Here is a 14,839-nt window from a genome sequence, read left to right as displayed (position 1 = left end):
TGATCTTGGAAGTCCGTGCCTGTCACGTTCCCGGAATCCCGCCGAACCGGCAGATCATCACGAACCGGACGTCAAGCGACTACGCCGAAGCCCTGACGGGCAGCCGACTCGTGATGGTTCACACGAAGGCCGGGCACCGGGGCCGGGCCCCGACATCAGGGACGGCGGGCGCGTAGCACGCCGAGCAGGCGGGCCACCTCGTCGGCCACGGCGGTTCGGCCGGCGCCGAGGTAGCGCCGGGTGTCGACCAACTCGACGTCTGCGGCGAGCCGTTCGCGTACCGCGGCGGTGAACGCATTGTTGAGGTGGGTCGCGATGTTGATTTTGGTCATACCGCGCTCAACGGCCGCGGTCAGGTGCTCGTCGGCCACGCCGGAGGATCCGTGCAGCACCAGCGGCACCGGAACGGCCTTGCTGAGGGCGGCTATCAGCTCGAAGTCGAGGACGGCGTCGCGGGTCAGCATGGCGTGCGAGGTGCCACCGACATCGAGTGCGATCACGCATCGGCCGACCGGTCTCGCGATGCGCTCGCTCATGGCCGGGTCAGGATGATCGAGCGGGTGAGGTTGCGCGGCTGGTCGGGGTCGAGCCCCCGGCTCTCGGCCAGCTCCATCATGAGCCGCTGCGCGCGGATCAGGTCGGCGAGCGGGTCCAGCGGGGAGAGCGAGGCGACGGCGCCGGTGGCGCGGACCTGGTCGAGGAGGCCGGTAGGCGGCTCGCCGAAGAACCACACCACGCTGCCGGGTGCAGTGACACTGATCGGGCCGTGCCGGTACTCCATGGCCGGGTACGACTCGGTCCAGGACCCGGAGGTCTCCCGCAGCTTGAGCGCTGCCTCGTTGGCGATGGCGGTGGTCCAGCCGGTGCCGAGGAAGGTGAACTGCTGTGCCACGGTGGCGCCTTCGGGCAGCGGTGCGAGGAGCGCCTGCTTCGCCTGCTCAGGCAGGTCCGCCGGGGCGAGGCCGAGGTGTCCGCGCAGCAGCGCCAGGCACGTGGTCGCAAAGCGGGTCTGCACGACCGACTTCTCGTCTGCGAAGGCGAGGTCGACGATGCTGCCGGCAGCTGTGGTGATCGGCGTCGCGGGATCGCCAGTGACGGCGACCGTGGGTGTCCCTTGTATCTGTTCGAGCGCGGCCAGCACCTCGGTCGTGGTGCCGGAACGGCTGATCGCGAGGACCCGGTCGTAGCGACGTGAGGTGGGGAAGTCGGAGGCCGCGAAGGCGTCGGTCTCGCCGAGGCCGGCCGACTCGCGCAGCGACGCGTAGGCCTGCGCGATGTAGAGCGAGGTGCCGCAGCCGATGACGGCTACGCGTTCGCCCGGTTCGGGCAGGTCCTTGGGGCTCAGCTCCAGCGCACGGCGCCAGCACTCTGGCTGGCTCGCGATCTCCTCGGATACATAGGTCATGGGTTCCTCTTGCCCAAGTCTTGGAGTGTAATGCTCGAAGATGCTCCTGGCATGGCATTTTCACGCAGCTTCACGCATCTACCGTGTGGCCTGCCACTGCCGCAGGGGCACCGCCGCTCCACACACGGACTCCAGAAGGGCCAGGACCTCGCCGGCTCCCGCGCAGGGCTCTTCGCTGGCAGGCCGCGGTGGACGGGGACCTGGCCACCGCCTACCGCGCCGATGGTCCGCCGGCCGACGGAGATGCACTCGTCGTGGAGCTGCCGTCGGCGAAGTCACTGGACTCGGTGCTGGTCCTCCAGCCCGGCGACGGTCGCGCCCAGGCCCTGGTACAGGTTCAAGACGGCGATGTGTGGCGGACCATCGGGGCGCTGTCAGGGCCGTACACGCGCCTGCCCGCGCACGGCATCAAGGCCGACACGGTGCGCTTGCTGTGGAAGACCGGGAGCCCGGCCCCGGTGATCTCCGAGGTCGTGGCGTGCACCACTGACTGATCCACCGATCCGCCGGTTCCGGCGGTGATGCGGGCGGACCGGACCGTCACCTGGCCCAACAGCACACCGGGCACGCCCCACAACTCGGTCGGCCGCCCAAGGGCCGCACCTGGGGCCGGCGCGGGATCACCCCGACGGCGCGTGTGCCCGGGTGCAGCCGTGGCCGCCTCTCGGTGGCCGGGCTGCTGTGCATCAGGCCGGGCCTGCCCACTCGCCTGCGCTACCGGCTGCGCCGACACGCCGGCCGCAAGGGCGAGCGCCGCTCGCTGAGCGAGACGGACTACATCCGCCTGCTCGACGGCGCCCACCGGAACTGCGCCAGGTCCAGTACCGGCCCGACCTTATTGGCGGATGCCTTGCCGGCACTGGACTCACCCTGACGACGCCACGCCTACGAGCTCAGTGACTGCCGACCTCGATCACGTAGTCGCGCTGCGCTGTCGGCTGACCGGAGCTCTGGTACGCCGTGACCGTGAACCGCGCCGCTCCCGCAGTGACCGGTGTCCCCACGATTCCGCCGGTATCGGCATTGAGTACGAGGCCCGCGGGCAAGGACCCCGAGGTCACCGCGTATCGCGTGGTCGCCGGCGTGTTGGTCTTCACGGTCGCCTCGTACAGGGCTCCCTTGGCTGCCGCGGGCAGCGGTCCGGCGTCGAGCTCCGGGGTCGGAGCGACGACGGCCTGGGGGGCGCCGACCGGCTTGCCGTCGGCGTCCAGCTCCTGCAGCGACCAGCGCTTGCCCGGCTCGACCGCGCTCAGGTGCCAGTTCGTCTTCAGGTCGCGGAACCGCGCCTGCTGCTCCGCGGTGAACGCGCCCAGGTTGCGTGCCGTCTCCCATTGCTGAATGGCGTCGAGCAGCCGCGTGGTGTTCTCGCCGCCCGATTCGAGGCGGGAGACCGAGCTCTGGAAGCCTGTCCCAGCGTTCAGGCCTGCGCCTCGGGCCAGCTTCCACTCCATGGTGAGCAGGCTGTCCGAGCCGTTGAGGCTGATCCAGCCGAGCATGCCGGGGAGGTAGTTCGCCTGGAGGTACTTGTTGTTGGCGAACACCTGCTCCATCGAGGTGCTGCCGACCTCACCCCAGCTGGCCCGGGTCAGCGCGTCCCAGGTGTTCGAGGTCATCCGGCTGGTCTCGGAGATGAATCCGTCCTTGGCATCGATGCGCCGGAACGTCTTGTTCACGAGGTGAGCCATGCCGTAGGCGCCCCAGCCCGACTCCGATGCCGACTCCAGGCCGTCCCACGACATACCGGTGATGCCGGTGGTGTTCCATGCGGTGGTCAGCCTGTCGCTGATCTCGTCGAGGACGGCATGGCCACCGATCGCGCCGCCGTAGCTGTTGGCCATGACTCGGGCGGTGTGGTCGCCCTCAGGGTGCGAGACCGCGACCGATCCCCAGCGCGCGCGCTGCACGCCGGTCAGCTTCCACTCCTTCCCCACCTGCTCGGCCGCTCCGTAGCTGACGAACTCGTCCCCGATGCGCAGGAGGCTGTAGCTGGGTCCCGCGGCAAGCAGCGCGCCGTCGTCGAGGTACACGGTGGTGTCGCCGGCCGTCAGTGGACGGGTGAGCGAGGCGCTGCCTCCCATCGCGAGCCGGTCATCGGCGGGTGGCGTGAGGTAGTCGTCTCGCGGGAACCGGGCCCAGTCGTAGGGCTCGTCGCCGGTGCTGATGAAGTCCGACAGGGTGTGTACGCCGAGCTGTACACCGTTCGCCTTGGCGATGTCCACGGCCGCCGCGGCCCCGGCGTCGCTCCCGCCCAGGCTGGAGTCGAACTGGTAGTGACCGCTCGACTTCCATGGGCCGTAGCTGCTGGTGAGTGAGTAGATGCGGTTCATGCCGGCCGCCTTGGCGAACCGGGCCGCCGCCGGAATGTTGCCGGTCTCCAGGTCGCCGAGCACCAGCCATGACTGGCTGCTCGCCTGGGAGGCCTTCTGCCACTGCCCGTTCAGCTTCGGGTAGGGCAGCTTCTCGCCCTTCGCGATGTTGGACAGGATCGTCGGCGTCGCGTCGGGCGAGGCTCCGAAGAGTGCGATCTTGGAACCGGCGATCCTGCCGTCGCGGCCGGGCAGCGGTCCGACCGGGATCGGATAGCCGCGTACCTTGCGGTGGCGTTCCTTGGTGTAGTCGAAGGTGAAGGCACGCAGTACGGAACCCCAGGGGGTCACGCCTGCCGCGCTCCATTCCTCCAGGGAGCCCACGCTCACGTGGTCCGGATCGTGGTTGACCTCGCTCTCCCAGCCCATGTCCTGGTCCTCCTGCGGCCAGGCGCCCTCGGTACGGTCGGTCAGCGGTCGGAGCCCGATGGCGAAATCGTCGTCGCGGACCACGCCCACCGATGTACCGACCGTCTGGGAGATCGATGTGGCCAGTGGACCCCAGAGCAGGGTCTGCACATCGACATCCTTCGGCGTGTCGACGGCGACCGCTTCGAACGTGGTGTAGCCGCCGCGACTGCTGACCAGCTTCACCTGGATCTTCCAGTGCGCGGCCTTGTTCCGGAACGTGAGCATCTGGCCACCGGGTCCGGAACGGTCGACCGTGGTCGGCCTCTGCTGCTTGCCGTCGACGACCAGGCTGACCAGGGAGGCCGCATGACCGGGCGCGAGGTGGTCGACCCCGGTCCTGACGTCCTCCAGTCCCACGACCGTCCCTGTCCTGTCGAGCCCCAGCTCCAGATAGCCGGCCTGGATCTCGATCGACGGAGTCGCTCCGTCAGATCGTGCTTGCGCCGGCTGTGCGCCGACCGCGGGCAGGATGCCGGCGGTCAGCATCACGAATGCCACGGAACCGGCCGTACGCCGACGCCGTTCGGACCTCCTCCGAGGGGGCTGCGATCTGACTATGAGTTCTGAGAACCGCATGATGTTGCTCCTGTCACTCTCGACGGAAACTGCTGCACCGGCCGTTCGTGCCGGTCATCCCTTCGTGGCACCCCCGGTCAGGCCACGGACGAATTGCTTCTGGAAGGCGAGATAGAAGGCCAGGACGGGCAGTGTGGCCAGCAGCATGAACGCGAACACCGCCCCGAAGTCCTGCTGGTAGGGGCCGATGGAGCGGAAGATCCCGACCGTCACGGTGTTCCCGGCTCCGGGGCCCAGGACGAGCAGCGGGGTCAGGAAGTCGTTCCAGACCCAGACCCCGAGGAAGATCAGCACGCTGGCCGACGCGGGCCGCAGCAGCGGGAAGACGACCTGCCAGAAGATCCGGAAGCGGCCGGCGCCGTCGACCGCCGCGGCCTCTTCGAGTTCGCGCGGGATCGAGCGGATGAAGCCCATGAAGACGAACACGGCGAACGGCAGGTAGTACCCGACGTCGACCAGCACGGCGCCCGGCATCGAGTGCAACAGGCCGATGGCATCGAGGATCCGCGTGATCGGAAGCATGATCACCGCGGGCGGGATCATCAGGCCGGACAGCATGACGCCGAGGACGGCACGGCTCCACCAGCGGCCCGACCGCACGAGGTGGTACGCGGACATCGCGGCCAGCACGGTGGTGATGAGGATCGACGCCGCGGTCAGGGTGACGGAGTTGACGAGGCCGTACCAGAACAGCCCGTCCGGCCGGCTCAGTACGTGTTCGAGGTTGTCGAGGGTCGGCGGAAGCGGGAGCGCCAACGGCGTTGTCACGACCTCGGAGCTGGGTTTGAAGACGTTGACCAGCGCCACGTAGAGCGGCATGCAGAAGACGGCCGCCACGCCGGTGGCCAACAGCGGCCGCATCCACGGCATTCGGGAGTTCACAGATTCACCTCTCGTCGTTGCAGGAGCCTGAGCACGGTCACGCTCGCGACCGAGACGACGACGAGCATGATCCCGGCCATCGCGGACGCCACTCCCGGACGTTGCTCGGAGAAGGCGGTGCGGATCACCGCGAAGGCCACGGTGGCCGTGCCGTCGGTGCCGGGGCCGCCGTTGGTGAGCACGGCTATCTGGTCGTAGACCTTGAACGAGCTGATCATCAGCATCACGGTGTTGATCGTCAGCGCGGGCGCGAGCAGCGGCCAGGTGATCGCGCGGAACTGCTGCCAGGGGCCGGCGCCGTCGAGGCTCGCGGCCTCGTCGAGCTCGGCGGGGATCCCCGCGAGCCCGGCGAGGTAGACCACGACGGCGAAGCCGAGCAGCTGCCAGACCATGATCCCGGAGACGGAGTAGATCGCGTACGACGGATCCGTGAGCCAGCCCGGCGGGTGCTCGACCCCCAGCGAGACGAGCGCGCTGTTCAGCAGTCCGTCGTCCGCCAGGATCGAGCGCCCGATCACCGACACCACCACAGCGGAGAGGATCACCGGTGTGAAGTAGACGCTGCGGAGCAGGCTGTAGAGCCGGCCCGGCCGGCGCAGCAGCAGGGCGATCGCGAGACCGAGCAGGTTCGTCAGCAGCACCACGATCACCGTGATCACCACGGTGTTCCACAGGGAGTGCCGGAACTCCTCGTTCCTGAGGAGGAATCCGTAGTTGTCCAGGCCTACGAACGAGGTGTCCGGGCGTGTGGCGCGCTCATCGGTCATCCCGGTGTAGAGGGTCCACAGGATGGGCGCCAGGACCATCGCGGTGAAGATCGTGAGGGTCGGCAGGACGAAGACGGCACCGGTTCCCGCCGACGACCACGTCCAGGTGCGGCGCCGGTGCGGCCCACCCGCGCGCCCGGACGGGGCCGAAGTGGCCGGCGGCCGGTCGGGCCGCGACTTTCCTCCGGCGGCGTCGGTCCTCGTCCGGGCGGGCGAGGGGCGCGTCACTTCGAGAGCTCCTTGAACTTCGTGTTCAGCGTCGCGACGAACTTGTCCACGTCCGCACGGCCGTTGAGGAGATCGTTCAGTGCCGCGTCGACCTTGGGGATGAAGCCCGACGGCAGGGCCGGGACACCGCTCTCGTTTCCGAAGCTCGGCGTCACGGTTCCACCGGCCTGGGCCTTCTCGTAGATATCGAGGGTGGTGTTGTACAGCGGCGGCAGTCCGGCCGGCGGCTTGTAGCCCTTGAGCGCGACGAACAGGCCGTCGTACCGCGCCCCGCCGTCGGCGTTCAGCTTCGAGAACTCGACGGCCCACTGCTTGGCCTTCGCGACGTCAGGGGACTTGGCGCTCACCGACAGTCCGCCGCCGGTGTACACGGGCAGGACGAGCGAGCCGTCCTGCGTGGGCATGGGGAAGGCGCCGAACTCCTTCTGCTGTGCCTTGTCCGGGGACGCCGGGAACCACGAACCCATCGGGTACATGGCGCCCTTGCCCTTGAGGAAGGCTTCCTGTGCCTGTGCGTAGGTGGCCGACAGGTTGTCGACGTTCTCCTTGCCCGCCAGTGCCTTCATCTTGGTCGCCGCGTTGACGAACAGCGGGTCGCTGAAGTCGGTCTTGCCCGCGGTCAGCTTGTCGAGCCACTTCGGGTCCTTGGCGTAGACCTCGTCGGCCACCAGCTGGGCGAAGGTCCATCGCGGGCCGAGGCCGTCCGGTGCACCGCCGCCGATGACGAACGGCTTGATCCGCGCCGCCTTCAGCTTGTCGACCGCGGCGAGCAGGTCGTCCCACTTCTTCGGAGGGGTGGTGATGCCCGCCTTCTCGAAGTCCGCCTTGCGGTAGTAGATCTGCCAGGTCTGCGAGTTGGTGGGCAGCTGGTAGATCTTGCCGTCGAAGCTGTTCGCGGTCGGGCTGGTCCAGTCGGCCAGCTCGTCCGTGCCGAACTGGGCGAGTTTGCCGCCCTCCGCCAGTCCGGCCGGGTCGATCGCGACCATGATGTCGGGCAGTGCGCCGGTCGAGTCCAGCTGGCGCGTGTACTCGTTGCGCTGTTCGGCGCTCGGCGCGACGAGTTTCTTGATCTTCACCCCCGGCACCTTGGCGCTGGTCCGGGCGATGATGTCGTCCCAGTAGGAGGCGGTGAGGTTGGGTGTCTCGAAGGTGAGCAGGCTCAACGTCACGTCATCGCCCGAACCGTCCCCGCCTTCGCTCCCGCCGCCGACGGCGCAGCCGGTCAGCGCGACCAGGCCCAACGACACTGCTACTGCACCCCAGTTGGCCCGCTTGATCATGAGGCCCTCCTTGCTGGTCGAACCCACCGGGGGAGGTCGCTCGGCCAGAATTTAGATAAGTAAGTTTCTTGTCAATATTGCTGTTGCGGCGTCAATTTAGATAGCGTGCCGCCGTGAGTCAAGACATCGGTGCAACCCGGGGCAGCACGGCACCCGCCGGCCGTGCGGGCGATGCCCACCTCCTGCGCAGGCTCAATCTCTCGGCCACGGTGCGGGCCTTCCTCGACACCGCGTCGCTGACGGTCAGCGACGTGCGTGCGATCGTCGGGGTCTCCCGCCCCACCGCCGAGGACCTGGTGGCGACGCTGCTGGACGAGGGCTTCGTCCGTGAGGCGCTCGACCGCCCGGACGGCGAGCGGTCGGCGGGACGGCCTGCCCGGCGCTACGAGGTCGTGGCCGAGGACTTCGCTGTCGTCGGAGTCGATATCGGCGCCCACAAGGTGGCCGTGGTCGTCTGCGACCTGCGCGGGGACGTCCTGGCGGTACGCAGACGCAGCGTCGACTCCCGCGTCGGGCCGGCCGGGCGCATCGGGGCAGCGGCGCGGCTGGCCGAGGCGACCCTCCGGCAGACCGGGACGAGCGCGGAACACGTCAGCTCGGTGGCCTGCGGCATCACCGGTGTGGGGGCCAACGGCTCGGAGGTCATGGACATCCGCACCGTTCCCGCGGGCCAGGACCTGGACGTCTACTCACTCCCGGGTTTCGACAGGATCGACGTGGTGTCGGAGGTGTCGGAGCGCTTCAAGCGCGACGTGCTGGTCTCCAACGACATCCACCTCGCGGCGGTGGCCGAGCAGTGGCAGGGCGGTGCCGGGGCACGTGACCTCGTCTACATGCACGCCGGCCGCCGCCTCGGGGCCGCGATCGTCATCAACGGGCAGATCCACAACGGGCGGCACGGCCTGGCGGCGTCCGTCGGTTCCATGAAAATCCTGGGGTGGGCCGAAGCGATGGCGCAGCTCGACCGCGAGAGCCGCAAGCTTGCGGGCTCGGCCGCCGAGGAGTCCACCAGCGGCAACGTCCGGGCGCTCTTCGAAGCAGCCGCGAACGGCGACCGCACCGCGGTGCGCACCGTCGACCGCGTCGCCGAGGCCCTCGCCCTGGGCGCCTCCGTCCTGGTCCACGCCGTCGACCCCGATCTCGTCGTGCTCGGCGGTGGCCTGTCCCGCGCGGGGGAGGTGCTCGCCGGCCCCTTCGGGCGGCACTTGGCCGCGACCTCCCTCAACAGCCCGGAGTTCCGCGTGTCCCTGCTCGGCGACGAGTCCGTCGCCCTCGGCGCCGCCCGGCTGGCGCTCGACGACCTCAAGGAACGGCTGCTCGCCGTGCAGGCCTGATCCACCTTTCTCTCACCGCACCAGGAGTCACCGAATGATCGAGCCCGGACGCGTTGCCGTGCCCGCGCCCACCGCCCCCGTGTCCCTCTCCGGACTCGGCGGGACCGAGACCACGACGATGGTCCTGCTGCCGAGGGCGGACGGCCTGCCCGACATCGGATGGGTGGGGCCTTCCCTGGCGGCGGCGGACGTCCGGTCCCTGACGGTCCCGGCCTCGGTCGAGACCACGGCCTGGAACTCCTGGCTGATCGGTTCACCGGTCAGCGTGCTCCCGGAGCACGCGCGCGGCTACCTCGGACGGCCCGCGCTGCTCGGCCACCGGGTCGGCCCCGAAGGCCCCGGGAGCGACTGGTCCACCGCGTTCGGCCCCGCCTCGGTGCGGTGCGAGGACGGCTCACTCGTGGTCCGGGCCACCGACGAGGCAGCGGGACTCGAACTGTGCTTCGAGGCCGAAGCCGTCCCGGGGGGAGGGCTCCGCCTCCGGCACCTGTTGACCAACGTCGGCGCCGGCCCCTACGTGGTCGACGCGCTCGACGTGGTCGTCCCCGTTCCGACCGGCGCGGGCGAGATCCTCGACTTCACCGGGCGATGGGCCCGCGAGCGGCAGCCCCAGCGCCGTGCCCTCGCGGACGGGCAGTGGGTCAGGGAGCACCGCCGCGGCATGCGCGTCCTCGACGGCACCGGCCTGGTCGTGGTCGGTAACCCCGGCTTCGGATACGGCCAGGGTGAGGTGCTCGGTGTCCACCTCGCCTGGAGTGGCAACCACCGGTACGCAGTCGAGCAGCTCAGCTCCGGCACCGCCGTCGTCCGGACCGGCGAGTTGCTGCACCCGGGCGAGATGGTCCTCGCCGAGGGCGAGACGTACGCGATGCCCTGGGTGCACGTGGCCGCGTCCGCGCGCGGCCTCGACGGACTGGCGGACGCGACCCACCAGTACGTCCGGTCGCTCGCGGCCCATCCGTCCCGGCCCGCACCCGTCATGTTCAACCCGTGGGAGGCGGTCTACCTCGACCACGACCTCGACACGCTGACCGCGCTGGTCGACATATCGGCCGAGCTGGGTGCCGAGCGTTTCGTGCTCGACGACGGGTGGTTCGCAGGCCGCACCTCCCTTGACGACGGCCTGGGCGACTGGACCCCGGACCCGGCGGTGTGGCCGCACGGGCTGGCACCGCTTGTGGACCGGGTGCACGAGAAGGGCATGGAGTTCGGGCTCTGGTGGGAGCCGGAGGCCGTCAACCCGAACTCCGCGGTCCACCGCGATCATCCCGACTGGATTCTGCGCACGGGCGACCGGTCGCCCGTGCTGGAACGCAACTGCTACCTGCTCGATCTCAGCCGGGAGGACGTGCGGACCCACCTGCTCGACGCCTTCGGCCGTCTGGTGGCGGCGCACCGGATCGACTTCGTCAAGTGGGACCACAACCGCGACCAGATCGACGGCGGTGACTCGCGCAGCACCGGCCGGCCCGCTTCACGGCGGCAGACCCTCGCCTTCCGCGAGCTCCTCGACGAGCTGGCCCGCCGCCATCCCGGCATCTCGTGGGAGAGCTGCGCCTCGGGAGGCGGCAGGATCGACCTGGACGTGCTCGAGCGGGTCCAGAGCACCTGGGCCTCCGACGTCACCGATCCGCTGTCCCGCCAGCCGATCCAGCACTGGACCGCCCAGCTCGCCCCGCTGGAGTACCTCGGCGCTCACGTCACCGCACCGGTCTCCCACCAGACCGGCCGGACCAGCATCCTGGACCTCCGCGCGGCCACGGCCTTCTTCGGCCAGTTCGGCATCCAGTGGGACCTCACGAAGGTGCCGGCCCACGAGCTGGACCGCCTCGCGTCCTGGATCGGCCTCTACAAGCGGCACCGCGTGCTCCTGCACACGGGGCGGCTGACGCGCGTCGCACTGCCCGACGGTCTGCTCGCGCATGGAGTGGTCGCCCGGGACCGGTCGGAGGCGCTCTTCTCCTATGCCCAGCTCGATGAGATCGTGCCCGTGCCACCGCGGCTCCGCATCCCTGGACTCGACCCGGACCGGACCTACCGCGCCTCGCTCATCACGCCGGCCGACCCGTCGGTCACCTGGGAGGTCACGGGCGTCCAGGCCTCCGGTGCGGCGCTGGGAGCACTGGGGCTGCCAGGTCCTGCGCGGGCACCTCAGAGCGCGGCGCTGGTCCACCTGCGCGCCGTCTGATCCAGCGGATGGCCGCTCGTCTTCTGTCAGGGCAGGGCGGCGAGTTGTCCGTGCAGGTTCTTCTGGTTGCGCTTCACGGTGAAGGCGTAGTGCGCCGCCTTCTCCTCGACGAGGAACCGGGCGTGATCGCGCTGGCAGTGCAGGGCATCCGCGGTGACGGTGACGCCGGTCAAGTCATAGGGCGCCAGCAGGTCGGCGAAGCAGGTGATCTGGCGGTGGACGGCAAGAGCGCCCGCGGTTCGCCAGTGGCAGAAGATAGCCCTGAGCCGAGCTTTCATGCGCCGCGCTCCCGTCGTCGTCCTCGACGAGCCGACGGCCGCCATCGACGCGGAGGCGGAAGCGGAGATCTTCGGCCGGCTCAAGGACGTCGCCCGCGGCGCCACTTCCCTGGTCATCGCCCACCGCTTCGCCACGGTCCGGATGGCCGACCGGATCGTCGTCCTGGAGAACGGCAAGGTCATCGAGGACGGCGTGCACCAAGACCTCCTGAGGGCCGACGGCGTCTTCGCCCGGCTCTTCCGTATCCAGGCTTCGGGCTACCTGACCGAAGCCGCATCCCCCTGAAGGCCGAGTGATGCGCGTATCCGTCCTGTACCCCGCCATGCCGACGGACCCCCGGCACGTCGCCCCCTTCGCCGCGCTCGTCCGCGACGGAGGCGCGGCCCGCCTCTGGCAGGGCCAATCCCTCTGCGCCGACACCCAGCAGGTCTTCGCCTACCTGGCCGGCATGGGCTACCGCGTCCCGGTCGGGACCAGCGTCGCCCTCATGCCGCTGCGGCATCCGCTGGACGCGGCGGTCCAGGCCCGCTCCCTGTCCGTCCTCACCGGACACCTCACGACCATCGGACTCGGTCCCGCGACCCCCGACGTCGTCGCCGGACTGCACGGAAAGCCGTACGACAGCCCACGCGATGCCTGTGTGGAATACCTGACCGAGGTGCGGCGCCTGATCGGCACCGCGGACGGAGTCGCCGGACCCGGCATCGGCGCCTCCATCGGTCTGCCAGGCCTGCCGCACCCGGGAGTGGAGACCGGGCTCGGTGTGCTCCGGCCGACGCTCGCGCGGGCCGCGGGCCGGGCGGCGGACGCGGCGATCAGCTGGATGACCCCGCCCGGCTACGTCCGCGACACCCTGCTGCCCGCCATGGCGAAGGGTGCGGCCGAGTCGGGCCGCCCGGTGCCCCGCATGGTCACCGTCGTGCACGCCGCCGTCGACCGCCCCGGACGCCACGCCTACCGGCTCGCCTTCGCAGCGGCCCACGTCCACCTCGCCGGGCCGCACTACTGCGACATGCTGCGTCGCGCCGGCCTGCGCGTCCACCACAGCCGCCCGGGCCTCGGCGCCCGCGCGCTCGTCGACTCCGGAGTCTTCCTCTACGGCACGCCCGGGAACATCGCCGCACAGCTGGCCGAATTCGATCGGGCGGGGGTGGACGAAGTTGTCGTCAACGTCGCGGGAGTGTATTCCGAGCATGGCCGACCGGACGCCGTACGGGACCTCCAGGAGATCCTCGCGGCCTGCCGGGAGGCGACGAACTGAACCATGAACGGCTGCGAGAGGCCGGGGCATTACCGCGTGCCGCCCTCCCGCACGTGGTGAGGAGAGGCAAGACTGTGCCCGACGACATCGCCCGATGGCTGAACGAGCACGCCAACCCCTTGAGCACCCTGACCCCCGGCGCGCCGGGGGAGGACCTGAAACCCCTGGGCGAGGCACTGCGGGGGACACGGATCGTCGGTCTGGGCGAATCCACCCACGGCACGGGCGAGTTCTTCCGGCTGAAGCACCGCATCGTGGAGTTCCTGGTCCGTGAGGAGGGTTTCACCACCCTCGCCATGGAGGCCAGCCAGTCCGCCGCCCGCGCGCTCGACGCGTACGTCCGGTACGGCGCGGGCTCCCCCGAACGGCTCGTCGCCAGGCTGGGCTTCTGGACCTGGCGCACCCGCGAGATGGTCGACCTCGTCGAGTGGCTACGCGCCCACAACCGCACCCTGCCGGAAGTGCGCCGGATCCGCTTCGTGGGAACCGACCCCCAGCTCTGCGCCGACTCGGTCGAGGCCGTCGCCGCCTTTCTGCGCCGAACGGCGCCCGATCAGGCCGGGCGCGTGGGCGCCTTGGACGTGCTGGCGCGGGCCCGCCCGGGCTCGCGTCCGGACCCGGACAAGGCCCTGTTGCGGCGCGCCGAGGAGATCGTCCGCCTCGTCGCGGACCACGTCGAGCGGTCGGGTCCCGGCGACGACGCCGACGAGGCTCTGGAACACGCGCGGATCCTGGTCCGCGCCGCCGACCTGGTGACCCGGCCCTTGGGGGCCTCGGCCGGCGAGGACGGCGCGTACGCCGCGCGTGACCGCTACATGGCCGAGGCCGTCGCACGGCTCGTGGACGACGACCCCGAGGCTCGCGTCATGGTCTGGGCACATAACGGGCACATCGCGAAGGGCACGTACGGGGACCAGGTGCCGGCCCTCGGCAGCAGACTCCGCGAACGGTACGGCAACGCCTACTACGCGCTGGCCCTCCTCTTCGGCAAGGGCTCCTTCCTGGCCCGCCGCGGCAACGACCTTCAGCGCCCGCCGGCCCGCCACCGCATCGGCACCGGCCTCCGCTCCCTGGAGGCCAGACTCACGCACGCCGTACCCGGCGACTACTACGCGGACCTCCGCGCCGCGAGTTCCCCCGCCGACGCCGCGCCCTGGCTGCACGCCCCGCACGCGCAGCGCAGCTTCGGCGCCAACGTCCAACGGTTCCTCTACCGCTTGAACACCGCCCCACTCGTCCCGGCCGAGGACTACGACGGCATCGCGTTCGTAGCACGCTCGACCTGCTCCCACCTGCTGCCCCCGGCGGAGGACTGAGGTTCTCTCACGGCCACAGGTCGAGCGCGGCGTTCAGAGTGAGCTGCCACATCGGTTCGGCACCAGTGCCGAATGCAGCGGCGAGCCCGTACCCCACGGACGCGTCGTACGGGTCCCTGGCACGCTCGGACTCGCCCGCCGCCTCCCAGTCGGCCGACACGCGCCCGTCGCCGCTCGATGTGAAGACGCCGAGCAGCCGCTCGTCCCGCAGCAGCCGGCTGGTGCCGAGGGAGTCCGGAACCAGCAGATAGCTGCACTCCCGCGCCCCTGAGACGACCTCGACCCGGTACGAGCGCCGGGTTAGGAATCCCTTGGACGGCCGCAGGGTCTCCTCTGCACCGTCGATGAGCAGAGTGAGGTGCTCGGGGTCGCGCGTCCCGATCGGCACATGGCTCTCCGGCACTGTGTTCGGGGCCCGCCGGATGTCGACCTGCGGCAGACCGTCCCCGCTCACGCCCAGCGTCCCGGCCTCGTGGTCGAGTTCGATCCCGACCGCGCCGAAGAGCGGATCGTCGGCGGGCACGTACGCGTACGGATTCATCGGGA

Annotated in this window: 14 protein-coding genes and 1 pseudogene; 7 read left to right on the top strand and 8 right to left on the bottom strand. The window is 70.2% G+C overall.

The window, feature by feature from the left end; all coding sequences use genetic code 11:
• Window positions 1-155: 155 nt before the first annotated feature.
• Entirely contained in the window at window positions 156-536 is a 381-nt protein-coding gene (locus tag ACZ7IB_RS37540; RefSeq protein WP_470918906.1) for a class II fructose-bisphosphate aldolase, read from the bottom strand.
• Window positions 533-1,405 carry an SIS domain-containing protein gene (locus ACZ7IB_RS37535; protein ID WP_470918904.1) on the bottom strand — a complete coding sequence of 291 codons (873 nt, stop codon included), beginning with the start codon at window positions 1,403-1,405 and terminating at the stop codon, window positions 533-535. Before ACZ7IB_RS37535 ends, ACZ7IB_RS37540 begins: the two co-directional genes overlap by 4 nt.
• 188 nt (window positions 1,406-1,593) lie before the next feature.
• Between ACZ7IB_RS37535 and ACZ7IB_RS37530 the strand changes: the two genes are divergently transcribed.
• Window positions 1,594-1,899: a hypothetical protein gene (locus ACZ7IB_RS37530; RefSeq protein ID WP_470918902.1), complete on the top strand. Its 306-nt coding sequence runs from the start codon at window positions 1,594-1,596 to the stop codon at window positions 1,897-1,899.
• Window positions 1,900-1,985: 86 nt separating this feature from the next.
• A pseudogene (locus tag ACZ7IB_RS37525) lies at window positions 1,986-2,207 on the top strand (IS630 family transposase); the annotation flags it as partial.
• A gap of 91 nt (window positions 2,208-2,298) precedes the next feature.
• Here ACZ7IB_RS37525 and ACZ7IB_RS37520 read toward each other — a convergent pair.
• The 4 genes from ACZ7IB_RS37520 to ACZ7IB_RS37505 all read right to left on the bottom strand — a co-directional run bounded on the left by ACZ7IB_RS37520 (window position 2,299) and on the right by ACZ7IB_RS37505 (window position 7,915).
• Window positions 2,299-4,680 carry an Ig domain-containing protein gene (locus ACZ7IB_RS37520; RefSeq protein ID WP_470918901.1) on the bottom strand — a complete coding sequence of 794 codons (2,382 nt, stop codon included), beginning with the start codon at window positions 4,678-4,680 and terminating at the stop codon, window positions 2,299-2,301.
• Window positions 4,681-4,812: 132 nt separating this feature from the next.
• A complete protein-coding gene (locus tag ACZ7IB_RS37515) occupies window positions 4,813-5,640 on the bottom strand; it encodes a carbohydrate ABC transporter permease (RefSeq protein ID WP_470918899.1) in 828 nt (275 codons plus the stop codon).
• Window positions 5,637-6,446: a carbohydrate ABC transporter permease gene (locus tag ACZ7IB_RS37510; RefSeq protein WP_470918911.1), complete on the bottom strand. Its 810-nt coding sequence runs from the start codon at window positions 6,444-6,446 to the stop codon at window positions 5,637-5,639. The genes ACZ7IB_RS37515 and ACZ7IB_RS37510 overlap by 4 nt, the downstream gene beginning before the upstream one ends.
• A gap of 185 nt (window positions 6,447-6,631) precedes the next feature.
• Window positions 6,632-7,915, bottom strand: coding sequence for an ABC transporter substrate-binding protein (locus tag ACZ7IB_RS37505; RefSeq protein WP_470918897.1), 1,284 nt, complete (start codon window positions 7,913-7,915; stop codon window positions 6,632-6,634).
• A gap of 113 nt (window positions 7,916-8,028) precedes the next feature.
• Here ACZ7IB_RS37505 and ACZ7IB_RS37500 point away from each other — a divergent pair, with 113 nt between their 5' ends.
• On the top strand, window positions 8,029-9,249 hold the full coding sequence (locus tag ACZ7IB_RS37500; RefSeq protein ID WP_470918895.1) for an ROK family protein: 1,221 nt from the start codon (window positions 8,029-8,031) through the stop codon (window positions 9,247-9,249).
• 34 nt (window positions 9,250-9,283) lie between these two features.
• A complete protein-coding gene (locus ACZ7IB_RS37495; protein ID WP_470918893.1) occupies window positions 9,284-11,437 on the top strand; it encodes an alpha-galactosidase in 2,154 nt (717 codons plus the stop codon).
• Window positions 11,438-11,463: 26 nt separating this feature from the next.
• Here ACZ7IB_RS37495 and ACZ7IB_RS37490 read toward each other — a convergent pair whose 3' ends face one another.
• The gene (locus ACZ7IB_RS37490) at window positions 11,464-11,715 is read right to left on the bottom strand and encodes a hypothetical protein (protein ID WP_470918891.1); all 252 of its coding nucleotides are present in this window, start codon (window positions 11,713-11,715) and stop codon (window positions 11,464-11,466) included.
• On the opposite strand from ACZ7IB_RS37490, the gene ACZ7IB_RS37485 reads away from it, so the two are divergent.
• The 3 genes from ACZ7IB_RS37485 to ACZ7IB_RS37475 all read left to right on the top strand — a co-directional run bounded on the left by ACZ7IB_RS37485 (window position 11,714) and on the right by ACZ7IB_RS37475 (window position 14,293).
• Complete coding sequence (locus ACZ7IB_RS37485; protein WP_470918889.1) at window positions 11,714-12,001, top strand: hypothetical protein; 288 nt, start codon at window positions 11,714-11,716, stop codon at window positions 11,999-12,001. The two genes, ACZ7IB_RS37490 and ACZ7IB_RS37485, sit on opposite strands and share 2 nt — an antisense overlap.
• Before the next feature lie 10 nt (window positions 12,002-12,011).
• Complete coding sequence (locus tag ACZ7IB_RS37480) at window positions 12,012-12,977, top strand: LLM class flavin-dependent oxidoreductase (RefSeq protein WP_398633061.1); 966 nt, start codon at window positions 12,012-12,014, stop codon at window positions 12,975-12,977.
• A gap of 74 nt (window positions 12,978-13,051) precedes the next feature.
• Window positions 13,052-14,293, top strand: coding sequence for an erythromycin esterase family protein (locus tag ACZ7IB_RS37475; protein ID WP_470918887.1), 1,242 nt, complete (start codon window positions 13,052-13,054; stop codon window positions 14,291-14,293).
• A 7-nt stretch (window positions 14,294-14,300) separates the two neighbouring features.
• On the opposite strand, the gene ACZ7IB_RS37470 is transcribed toward ACZ7IB_RS37475, so the two are convergent.
• Window positions 14,301-14,834: a hypothetical protein gene (locus tag ACZ7IB_RS37470; RefSeq protein WP_470918886.1), complete on the bottom strand. Its 534-nt coding sequence runs from the start codon at window positions 14,832-14,834 to the stop codon at window positions 14,301-14,303.
• Window positions 14,835-14,839: the final 5 nt, after the last annotated feature.

The sequence above is a fragment of the Streptomyces sp. NPDC037301 genome (genome assembly GCF_055602785.1).
This window is presented reverse-complemented; position numbering and strand designations above follow the sequence as displayed.

Excerpts from the sequence above, each read along its gene's own strand:
- ACZ7IB_RS37540 (WP_470918906.1), bottom strand. The coding sequence starts at position 536 with ATGAGCGAGCGCATCGCGAGACCGGTCGGCCGATGCGTGATCGCACTC.
- ACZ7IB_RS37535 (WP_470918904.1), bottom strand. The coding sequence starts at position 1,405 with ATGACCTATGTATCCGAGGAGATCGCGAGCCAGCCAGAGTGCTGGCGC.
- ACZ7IB_RS37510 (WP_470918911.1), bottom strand. The coding sequence starts at position 6,446 with ATGGTCCTGGCGCCCATCCTGTGGACCCTCTACACCGGGATGACCGAT.
- ACZ7IB_RS37505 (WP_470918897.1), bottom strand. The coding sequence starts at position 7,915 with ATGATCAAGCGGGCCAACTGGGGTGCAGTAGCAGTGTCGTTGGGCCTG.
- ACZ7IB_RS37495 (WP_470918893.1), top strand. The coding sequence starts at position 9,284 with ATGATCGAGCCCGGACGCGTTGCCGTGCCCGCGCCCACCGCCCCCGTG.
- ACZ7IB_RS37485 (WP_470918889.1), top strand. The coding sequence starts at position 11,714 with ATGCGCCGCGCTCCCGTCGTCGTCCTCGACGAGCCGACGGCCGCCATC.
- ACZ7IB_RS37490 (WP_470918891.1), bottom strand. The coding sequence starts at position 11,715 with ATGAAAGCTCGGCTCAGGGCTATCTTCTGCCACTGGCGAACCGCGGGC.
- ACZ7IB_RS37480 (WP_398633061.1), top strand. The coding sequence starts at position 12,012 with ATGCGCGTATCCGTCCTGTACCCCGCCATGCCGACGGACCCCCGGCAC.
- ACZ7IB_RS37470 (WP_470918886.1), bottom strand. The coding sequence starts at position 14,834 with ATGAATCCGTACGCGTACGTGCCCGCCGACGATCCGCTCTTCGGCGCG.